We start from the raw sequence: 8,430 nt of genomic DNA, 5'->3' as shown, positions 1-8,430 counted from the left end.
CGTCGCCGAAGGTCAGGGACTTTCCGCCAGTTGTCCGGTGCATACTTCCCGGCCCCGAATGTCAGAACCTTGGAAACTTCCAGCTCCATGACTGGAGGAATCAGGTCCATCATAGGCTTGTCGTCGTCGAATTTGACCCCGGTCCTAACCATGACCTCAACGTCTCCGGATTTCCTGTTTTCGCAACTCATGCCGCCTCTCCCATCAACCATGATTCAGTTTTGTCATCGCCTGAAAAGTCCCACTCTTCATCGTCAGATGTGACGCGAATCGGGGCCCGGATAGTCTTCCCGTGCTTAGGATCGGTCAGCCAGAATGCTTGCTGTGGAGCCTCGAAATTGAAGTTCATGCTGGCCGTCCACTCGTCGTATCCTTTCAGGCTGCCATTGACCACTACGCTGCCCAGGTCGATCAGCTGGTGGAAATGCCCCATGATGAGAATGTCGAACGGGGTCTGGACGCTCTGCTCCCGGGTCATCTTCTTGTGATGGCCGCGCATAATTGGGCTGAAGATGCCGGCAATGCCGTTGCCGCCCCGGAACTGGTCACCGTGGGTCATGTGATACCGGGTGTTGTAAACGTTCCACCTGGCATCGGTTTCCAACGGGATATTGAACGCAATCTCCGGGCTGTTCTCGAAATGCCGTTCCACCAACTTGTAGATCAGCCAGTCGAAGGAATCCTTGGCCCGGCTCTTGGCCTTCGGCTTCTTGTGGTTGCGGCCATGATTTCCGGTCACGCAGGGCACGTACAGCCGGTCGAAGTGGGTCAGCAGCATTTCAATGCCGGCTATGATCTGTGCGGACCAGTACAGCACGGTATCCATGATCGGTTCTTCGTTGGTTTCCAGCAGCTCTTCATGGATGTTGCCGCTCACCATGTCGCCACCCAGGGGCAGGACCAGGCCTTCGATATCGATACCGCCGCAGTAGTCTTTGCACAGGCTAAGGGTGTTCTCGAAGAACTTCTGCAGCCTCATGGTTGCTATGGTCCGGTTATAGGCATTCACGCCATTGATGCGCTCCGGGTTTACCACCTCATCGAAATGCGTATCCGACAGCATGGCGGTGGCAATAGCCCGGTCTGATCCCTTCTTCTTGCTGTACAGCCACTTCGGCGGGCATGTCTCCTGCGTCATCAGCCGTCCGACGAACCGCTGGAACCGCTCATCCACAACCTGCTGCTCAGCCAGCTCCTTGATCTTCCGGTTCTTCTCGGCCAACTCACGCTTGAGCCTGTGCTCTTCAAGGACTGTCAGAGCTTCGGTCTCTGGCTTGGCCTGGACATCACGTCCGGCGCGCTTGAGCATGGCCGCGATATTCTTACGCACTGCCCGCTTCGTGATCCCGAAATGCCGGGCAGTCTCTTCCGGGCTGTGCTCGCACCGATACCGGTATATCTCCCGCTGACGGTCGGTTCCGTGCTTTGCCAGTTCTGGGTCGTATTTCATGCCGCTTCCCTCATCTTCTCAAGCTCCCGTTTTTTCCGTCGATACATCGCAGTGATCGCCTTCAGATCATCTATGCTGTAGTGCTTCGGCTCGTGCGGTCCTTCCAGCCATGCCAACTTGTCTTCTCCGATCCGCTCCTTGAGCCTGATCCGGTATTCGACGGTATTGCCTGACAGGTGCTGATTGCATTTCACGCACTGTGCATGGCAGTTCAGTTCCTCGAATCTCAGCTCCGGGCAAGATCCGACTGACCGGTAATGGCCAGCGTCAATCCGGCTCCCGGTGATCAGCCCGTTGTCGTCCGGCATACGGTCACAGCTGATGCACGGCAATCCCACGTCCCGGGCCCGGATATACGCGTTGAATGCCTGTTGCGCTTCCTTCACGTAATCGCGCCGGGTTTTCAGCTTCGCACGCTGCTCCCGCACCCACTTGCGCTGCTCTTTGGCCTTCCGCTCTTCCGCCTTCTGCCGCTCACGCTTGGCGTACTGCAGGGCGCACTCCGGAGAGCACGCCACTTGCAGGCTGTTGAATGGCTCGAAAGGCTTTCGGCAGACCCTGCACTTTTTCACGCCGCATCCTCCAACCCCTGGCGCTCGGCGAACCCGGCAACCGCATAGTCCCGCCATACGAGGTTGCATTCTGATTTCTGAGGCTCAACGACCTGTATCTGCCCGCCATTTCTCAGGAATTCGCGTGTTTTCTCTGCAATTTCAGCGCTTTGCGCTTCCTTTTCGCTGCTTCGTGTCGACATAATCATGCTGCGTTCCTCAACTCGTACAAACTCTGATCTGACTGTTCGCTCCACCGGACGTTGTGCTCGGCTCCGAATGCGTAGATCAGTTCGATCAGCTGGCTGAACACCTCTTTCGTCATCCGGCTTGTGGGCTGACCAAGGACTACGAATCCGCCGTCGATGCCTGGCACGGCCCGCTGCTTTGTCAGAGACGCAGTGAATACGTGCTTCCAATCTTCCGGCGACAGATGCTGCCCGTACCACTCGACCTGCTTTGACACGTCCGTCAGCATCGGCCAGAGCTTTGCGTTCTGATCAAGCGACCGCTTCTGCCGCCCCAGTGTGATCTGAACCGGTCCCGCCGGCAGGGCCTTTGCGGCCATATCGACGACCCAGGTCAGCGCCGGAGCGAGCTGTTCAGGGCTATTGACCACCCGTATCAACTCGCGCCGGCTCATGCTGCATCATCCCCAGGGCCGGTGTAGCAGCCGCCGCTTGCCATTTCGTACTGATAGCCGTCAATGGAGCGGCATACCTTGCCGGATTCGATCAGGTCATCCAGGGCATTCTGGATAACCCCAGCCCCTTCATTCAGGCTCATTGCCAGGGCGGCCTTGGATTTCGGCCCCCTCCGAAGCTCACGGATGATGCTTTGATTCAGAATGTCGTTTCGCATATCACACCCCCCCAATATTTGATACGTGCCGTATAACCGCCTGTGGTTCGATTTGCGCGGCTTTTTCACAAACCGCTATAACGGCACCAAAAAATACAGAAACAGTCATTTCCGGCTATCCTGCGCGGCGCTGCGGCCATGTTTTGCGCGTGCGCTTGGTTTTTGCCGGTAACTTTTGGGTAACCCCAAAAACAAACGGGCATTCACACTGGCTGGTCAGGCCTTTCTCTGTCTTGCAAATCATTTGGCTGCCTCCGCTCTCATAATCACCACATCAACAGACGCGCCACGGAACTGGTTTTCGTAGACCTTCGACCAGGTGAGACTCATGCCTGGCAACAGGTCTTTGCCCTTGGCGCTGGCCGGGAGAATGGCCACCAGAACGCCATCAGGTCGAAGCATGGTTGCCGCGTGCTCAATGTGTGCTTGCCAGCGGCCCTGGCTGTAGGGAGGATTCATCACGATGCGGTCAAAGCCAGTTGGAGAGCTGAACTTCAGGTAATCCATGCGCAGCGGCTTCAGGCCTTTGCCCTCAAGAACCGCGCAATGCAGCGCACTCGCCTCGATACAGCAAAGGCTCTTGCCGCAACCCATGTAATCGGCCAGGTTACCGATGCCCGCTGACGGCTCCAGGCAATCATGCTCCGGGCCGATCTCTGCCAACTCCACCGCATCCCTGGCAATGTGCTCGGGCGTCGGGTAGAACTGGTGGCTTTTCTGGTCAGGGATAACGCCTGTGCACACGATTTCTTTGATGACCTGGTCCGGGTCGTAGTCGAACTGATACCAGCTGTATGCGTTGGTGTTCTGCTTCACGCCGCCCAACAACTCCAGCACCTGCTCAACCTCGGAGACTACATGCTTGTCATTTTCGCGGGATTCGATTCGGACAGCGTTCGGAATCAGTCGTCGGCTACGCTCTGCAGTGTCATAGGCCCGGCCAAGGCGGTGAAGCATGTCCAACACCGCGAACGGTAAAGGCCTTTCCATCAAGGTAAATTCTTTTACCTTGCGTTTCGTCTTCTGCCGAAACCTGGACGGAATGGCAGTCGGATACAGGTGGTGCAGAATCTCGTTCAGGCGCCACGCCATATCTGGATGCACTTCCAGGTGGGCATTGCCATTCATGTAGCAGCGAATACGTAGAGCCCCGCCATCTACCGGCACCCACTTGCCACGATGATTGGCCCTGGCAATCTCGACAACGCGATTGCTAGCGTTCCAGTCCGGCTCATCGCGACCCATTAACTTAGCGATTACCTGGCGCAGATCGTTAATGTGTCCGGTCTGCGCCCTGCCGTATGAGCCCCAGCCATCCGTAACGCCAGTCAAGATCATGCGCTTGCCGAACCCCTCCGGCTGATTAGTGACGTGCGTCTTGCTCAGGGCCCGGAAAATTCCGTCTACCTTCTCGGCCAGAAAGTCCATTCGCTTGGCGAGAAGATCCGATAAGGTGGCGCGGACAGCGCTTTCTTCGAACTCAGGCGTCCTATGACTATGAATCAAATCAAACCACTCTTCCCTGCGATTCGTTGGCATAAAGTCCAGAACATCAGTTAAGCTAAGAGCTTGCTGCCAGTAGCTGGCATTCAGCGCAGCCAGGCCACGCTCAAGATTGAAGCTCGGCGTAGACCCAGATCTGTGGTCCTGTCTCCTGTCCGCATCCTCGAAATAGCCCACCACTGACTTAAAGTCGTCACCGGAGACATACTCAACCACGCACTCCATGCGCCGGCGATCTTCCTGGTATCGGCCGATCAGGCCATCTACCATGTCAGTGCTGGCCGGAGCAAAGAACTGTGATTTGGTTATGTGTTCTGCTTTAGCATTCACCTTTCACCCCCACAAACAAACGGCAGATCAACGATTTTCCGCTTCTTATCCAAGTGCCAGGTATCACGCTCCTTCGGCACTAGCTCCAACCGGATCCTTGTACACTTGATGTACTCAAGCTCTCCGCAGTGGATGCCGTTGTGGACAGGTAGGCCGCGGAGGCAGCCTGGGCATTGTGTTTTCATGCTGCTTCCCTCCCCTCAACAGCCTGCTGTACGTATTCACCCCACTGGCTGGCCATGGCCTCAGCCCACCCCTGATAGGTTCTGGATCGTTCAATCCATCGATCAGCGCCCGGGCTCAACCGGTTCTGGCCGCTGTCTGTCTGATTGCTCCATCGCTGCACCATCTTCCCGGAGCCCTTTGGCCATTCAACGATGCGCGGAGGACAGGATCTCGTTGGCCGGAGCAGTGGCAGGTTCTTGAGCCACAGCCCCGTTTTCTTGCTGGCGTCATCCCCGTATTCGTGAGGCTGAATGTACTGGCTGGCCGGCTTGATTTGCGTACTGATAACACCAACAGGGTTTTCTATGGCGATATGAGGTACAGGCGCATCCATCATTTCCCGGACAAATGCCAGAGCCTCTTCCCTTGCTGCGCGTCGATCAGCGCCAACCAGTGTTCCGGGTTTCACTTTCTGGTGATAAGGGCCATCACCAAACGCCCATGCGGCAGAGTTGGTCAGATAGGTGCAATCTGGATGACAGATGAACAAATCCCACATCCCGGGCTTCAGCAAAGTCCGGACATCGCACTGGAAATGGAATGTCGGATCTCCTTCACACGGAAGCAGGTCGCAGCTGTATGCGTCATGCCCGAGTTTTCTGAATGCGTCGCGGATAATCCCGCTGGATTCGCAGCCGATAAGAACTCTCATATCTCCATCCCCCCTCTGCTCGGACGCCGCTCGCGTTTCCGGCTCTCCGCCTCAGCCTGCTCTCTCTGCATCCGGCGGGCCTCAAAGTCCACACGGTGATCCAGGGCCTTAAACCGGGAGAACTTACCCTGGAACTCCAGGCCTTCGCTGCCTCGCTCACCCATGCGAATCTTCCCAAAAATGATCTCTGTCAATGGGTCAGGGTTGTCGGGGTTGACGTAGTAGCCCTCACGGAACGGGAAGATAATGATGTCCGCGTCCTGCTCGATGGCTCCGGACTCGCGAAGGTCGCTCATCATTGGCCTTTTGTCGGCGCGGGACTCAACAGCGCGGCTCAGTTGGGACAGGGCAATAACTGGGCACTGAAATTCTTTGGCCATGGACTTGAGCCCGCCGGAAATCTTCGTGATCTCCTGGGTTCGGTTTTCACCCTTGCCGCTCATCAGCTGCAGGTAATCGACCATGATCAGGTCCAGCCCCCCGGCCACACGCTTAACCATGTGAGCCCTGGCCCTCATCTGGGCAACGGACAGGCCGCCCCGGTCGTCAATGAACAGATTTGCATCGCGGATCATCTGGCTCGCAGCTGAAAATCTCGTCCACTCTTCCTCGCTCAGGGTTCCACGGCGCAGGGATGTCAGGTCTATCCCGCCGGCTGATGCGGTCATCTTTTCGATCAGCTGGGTGACGCTCATTTCCATGGAGAAGACTAGGCTGGGCTTTTTCTGGCGGACCGCGTTGTGCTCAACGATGTTCATAGCGAACGTGGATTTTCCCATCGAAGGCCTGCCGGCGACGATAATCAAATCACCCTCGCGCATTCCGTTGATGCGATCGTCCAGGTGCGGGTAACCGGTGGACAGTCCTATCAGCTCGCCACCGGCACTGTTGCGCACATCCATTTCCTGTAGGAAGGCTATGCTCGCCTTCGACATATCCCACAGGTGGTCGTCACTGCTGTCAGGAGCCACCAGATCAAGCTGAGCAAGGATTTTTTCATGTGCAGCGTGAGCATCCGGCTCGTCCTCGATAATTCGCTGTGCAGAGGCTAAGGCAGCCCGGAGCGATCTGCGCAGGCCACGACTGCTCAGAATTTCGCAGTACGCATCCAGGTGCTCGATGCTGGTATGCCCGGCAGTCTCCCCAATCAGGCCGAGCATCTGCCCTGCATTTGCGATACCGTGCGCATCCAGCTTCTCGGCTACCGTTACCGCATCAACCGGCTTCCCTTCCTGCAGGAGCTCATAGGACGCTTCCGCGTAATCCTGCAGCTGGGAACTGAAATCGCTCGGCTTAACCTGGTCGAATACCTGGGCCGCGTAATCTGCACGCATGGTCAGGCTCAGGACGGCGGCTTCGTAGTAGTCCAGTTCGTTGGTCATGTCGCTCATACGGCCTCCCGCAGGTGGTCAGAACGCCGGTCATCGCCCTGGTGGTAATTGCCCTCGATCACCTTGGCCATGTTGGATTCATTCAGCAGCCAGTCAAAGCTGGGACGCCAGTCAAATCCGTCCTTGGTTCCGGTGAGCGGTTTCGATTGACGGACGTGCAGGAAGTATCTGCGCCAAAAGTCCAGATCATTGCCGTGTGACCGTTCACCCCACTTCTGCTTCCAGCGGGCTCGGATGGTGCGCTTGCGCTTGTCGTTCAGTACGGCTACGGATGGGAGGAAGTCTCCCAGGATCTCGTTGTACAGATCGGCTATGCCCTGGTAGTCCGGCTTGTCAGATTCGGATTGCTTCTGGCAGACAACGTCATCGCCAGATGACGGAGTGTTTTTATTATCTTCTCTACTCTTATCTAATCTAATCTGGGCGTTACTCTGCGTTACATCTGCGTTACACCCGTTTCCATTGTCTGGAGTTTCGTTACCTTGAGCGTTACTTTTCTCTTCCTTACCCTTTGATTCTGCTGCTTTTTTCTCTCTGTACCGGCGCACACGCTCACTGCTGTCATCATTCCGTTTCGGTTGTCTCTTCTCCCATCCAGCAATGTACCGACCTTCAAGAACTCGATCTTGCATTGCGTCCAGAATTGCCTGAATCTGTTCGTCATCAGCATCAAGTGCAGATGCCAAATCTTCGACCGTTACAGTTGCGTTACCACGCGTTTCATTCTTGGATGCGTCAACCAGCAGGTGGATGTAAACAGCCTGGACCAGTGAAATAGGCTGCCTGGACAACCGGGCAATGGTTCTCCACTTTGGATCATTCGGCATGTCATGCCAGAGCCTCAGCCAGTCCATTACAACCCCCTCCGCTCTTCAATCTTCCGGATGTCTTCCAGAGTTCGAAGCTGGTTGCGCTCGTTAATCAGGCGGGACAGCTGACGAGCCTGGGCCTTCCATAGGTCGGTTACGCCGGCTTCCTGGTCCATCAGGATCTTCAACACGAGAATCTTGACATTGAGGTATGCAATCCGAAGTTTCCGTTGAAGTTTTGTCTGATGCATGGTTAAATTCCCTTATCACGTTGTGATTGAAACCCCGGGGCTGGCAGGCCTTAACCGGGGTTTTTTATTGCCTGAAGAATGCCCGTCTTTCCGGGCGGTCCGCACACTCACCAGGGGGTTGACCACGGTACTGCTGTGGCAAGGAGGTTTAGGCGTGTGCTGCTGCTGATGTTCACCGTCCCCAACTCGGCTACCTTTACCGCCCCTCAGTCAGCTCAGGGCTGCGCTGTGCTACTCAGTCACTTTTGGGTAACCGGAACTGCCTGATTACCCCAGTTTTTCGTTTTGTTGGTCGAAGGCGGTCTGATAGGTTTTTAATTGCCAGCCGCCTTAATGCTTCTTCCCCGCTTATTCCTTCCGACTTCGCGTATCGCTGTATCAGTTCATCCTCACGACTGGACAGCATT

At 56.1% G+C, this 8,430-nt stretch carries 11 protein-coding genes; all 11 read right to left on the bottom strand.

The annotated features are described in order from the left end of the window. On the bottom strand, positions 1-152 hold a 152-nt coding region (locus ABYA77_RS14135; RefSeq protein WP_372966610.1), incomplete at its 3' end, for a dATP/dGTP diphosphohydrolase domain-containing protein. Between the two features lie 35 nt (positions 153-187). Further along, positions 188-1,450, bottom strand: a complete 1,263-nt coding sequence (locus tag ABYA77_RS14130; protein ID WP_372966609.1) for a hypothetical protein — start codon at positions 1,448-1,450, stop codon at positions 188-190. Continuing rightward, the gene (locus ABYA77_RS14125) at positions 1,447-2,022 is read right to left on the bottom strand and encodes a recombination protein NinG (RefSeq protein ID WP_372966608.1); all 576 of its coding nucleotides are present in this window, start codon (positions 2,020-2,022) and stop codon (positions 1,447-1,449) included. The genes ABYA77_RS14130 and ABYA77_RS14125 overlap by 4 nt, the downstream gene beginning before the upstream one ends. Further along, positions 2,019-2,210 (bottom strand): hypothetical protein, encoded by a 192-nt coding sequence (locus ABYA77_RS14120; RefSeq protein ID WP_372966607.1) that lies wholly within the window; start codon positions 2,208-2,210, stop codon positions 2,019-2,021. Before ABYA77_RS14120 ends, ABYA77_RS14125 begins: the two co-directional genes overlap by 4 nt. Next, positions 2,207-2,644, bottom strand: a complete 438-nt coding sequence (locus ABYA77_RS14115; RefSeq protein WP_372966606.1) for a recombination protein NinB — start codon at positions 2,642-2,644, stop codon at positions 2,207-2,209. The genes ABYA77_RS14120 and ABYA77_RS14115 overlap by 4 nt, the downstream gene beginning before the upstream one ends. Beyond that, positions 2,641-2,862, bottom strand: a complete 222-nt coding sequence (locus ABYA77_RS14110) for a hypothetical protein (protein WP_372966605.1) — start codon at positions 2,860-2,862, stop codon at positions 2,641-2,643. The genes ABYA77_RS14115 and ABYA77_RS14110 overlap by 4 nt, the downstream gene beginning before the upstream one ends. A 240-nt stretch (positions 2,863-3,102) precedes the next feature. Continuing rightward, positions 3,103-4,695 carry a DUF4942 domain-containing protein gene (locus ABYA77_RS14105; protein WP_372966604.1) on the bottom strand — a complete coding sequence of 531 codons (1,593 nt, stop codon included), beginning with the start codon at positions 4,693-4,695 and terminating at the stop codon, positions 3,103-3,105. Between the two features lie 181 nt (positions 4,696-4,876). Further along, a complete protein-coding gene (locus tag ABYA77_RS14100; RefSeq protein WP_372966603.1) occupies positions 4,877-5,572 on the bottom strand; it encodes a DNA cytosine methyltransferase in 696 nt (231 codons plus the stop codon). Further along, a complete protein-coding gene (gene dnaB / locus ABYA77_RS14095; RefSeq protein ID WP_372966602.1) occupies positions 5,569-6,963 on the bottom strand; it encodes a replicative DNA helicase in 1,395 nt (464 codons plus the stop codon). The genes ABYA77_RS14100 and dnaB overlap by 4 nt, the downstream gene beginning before the upstream one ends. Next, positions 6,960-7,817, bottom strand: coding sequence for a hypothetical protein (locus tag ABYA77_RS14090; RefSeq protein ID WP_372966601.1), 858 nt, complete (start codon positions 7,815-7,817; stop codon positions 6,960-6,962). Before ABYA77_RS14090 ends, dnaB begins: the two co-directional genes overlap by 4 nt. Further along, positions 7,817-8,023 (bottom strand): hypothetical protein, encoded by a 207-nt coding sequence (locus ABYA77_RS14085; protein ID WP_372966600.1) that lies wholly within the window; start codon positions 8,021-8,023, stop codon positions 7,817-7,819. Before ABYA77_RS14085 ends, ABYA77_RS14090 begins: the two co-directional genes overlap by 1 nt. Between the last annotated feature and the right edge of the window lie 407 nt (positions 8,024-8,430).

This window comes from Marinobacter sp. (assembly GCF_041595835.1).
Taxonomy (GTDB): Bacteria; Pseudomonadota; Gammaproteobacteria; order Pseudomonadales; family Oleiphilaceae; genus Marinobacter.
The sequence above is the reverse complement of the archived record's forward strand: the minus strand, read 5'-3'. Positions and strand labels throughout refer to the sequence as shown.

Excerpts from the sequence above, each read along its gene's own strand:
- ABYA77_RS14130 (WP_372966609.1), bottom strand. The coding sequence starts at position 1,450 with ATGAAATACGACCCAGAACTGGCAAAGCACGGAACCGACCGTCAGCGG.
- ABYA77_RS14120 (WP_372966607.1), bottom strand. The coding sequence starts at position 2,210 with ATGATTATGTCGACACGAAGCAGCGAAAAGGAAGCGCAAAGCGCTGAA.
- ABYA77_RS14115 (WP_372966606.1), bottom strand. The coding sequence starts at position 2,644 with ATGAGCCGGCGCGAGTTGATACGGGTGGTCAATAGCCCTGAACAGCTC.
- ABYA77_RS14110 (WP_372966605.1), bottom strand. The coding sequence starts at position 2,862 with ATGCGAAACGACATTCTGAATCAAAGCATCATCCGTGAGCTTCGGAGG.
- ABYA77_RS14100 (WP_372966603.1), bottom strand. The coding sequence starts at position 5,572 with ATGAGAGTTCTTATCGGCTGCGAATCCAGCGGGATTATCCGCGACGCA.
- dnaB (WP_372966602.1), bottom strand. The coding sequence starts at position 6,963 with ATGAGCGACATGACCAACGAACTGGACTACTACGAAGCCGCCGTCCTG.
- ABYA77_RS14090 (WP_372966601.1), bottom strand. The coding sequence starts at position 7,817 with ATGGACTGGCTGAGGCTCTGGCATGACATGCCGAATGATCCAAAGTGG.
- ABYA77_RS14085 (WP_372966600.1), bottom strand. The coding sequence starts at position 8,023 with ATGCATCAGACAAAACTTCAACGGAAACTTCGGATTGCATACCTCAAT.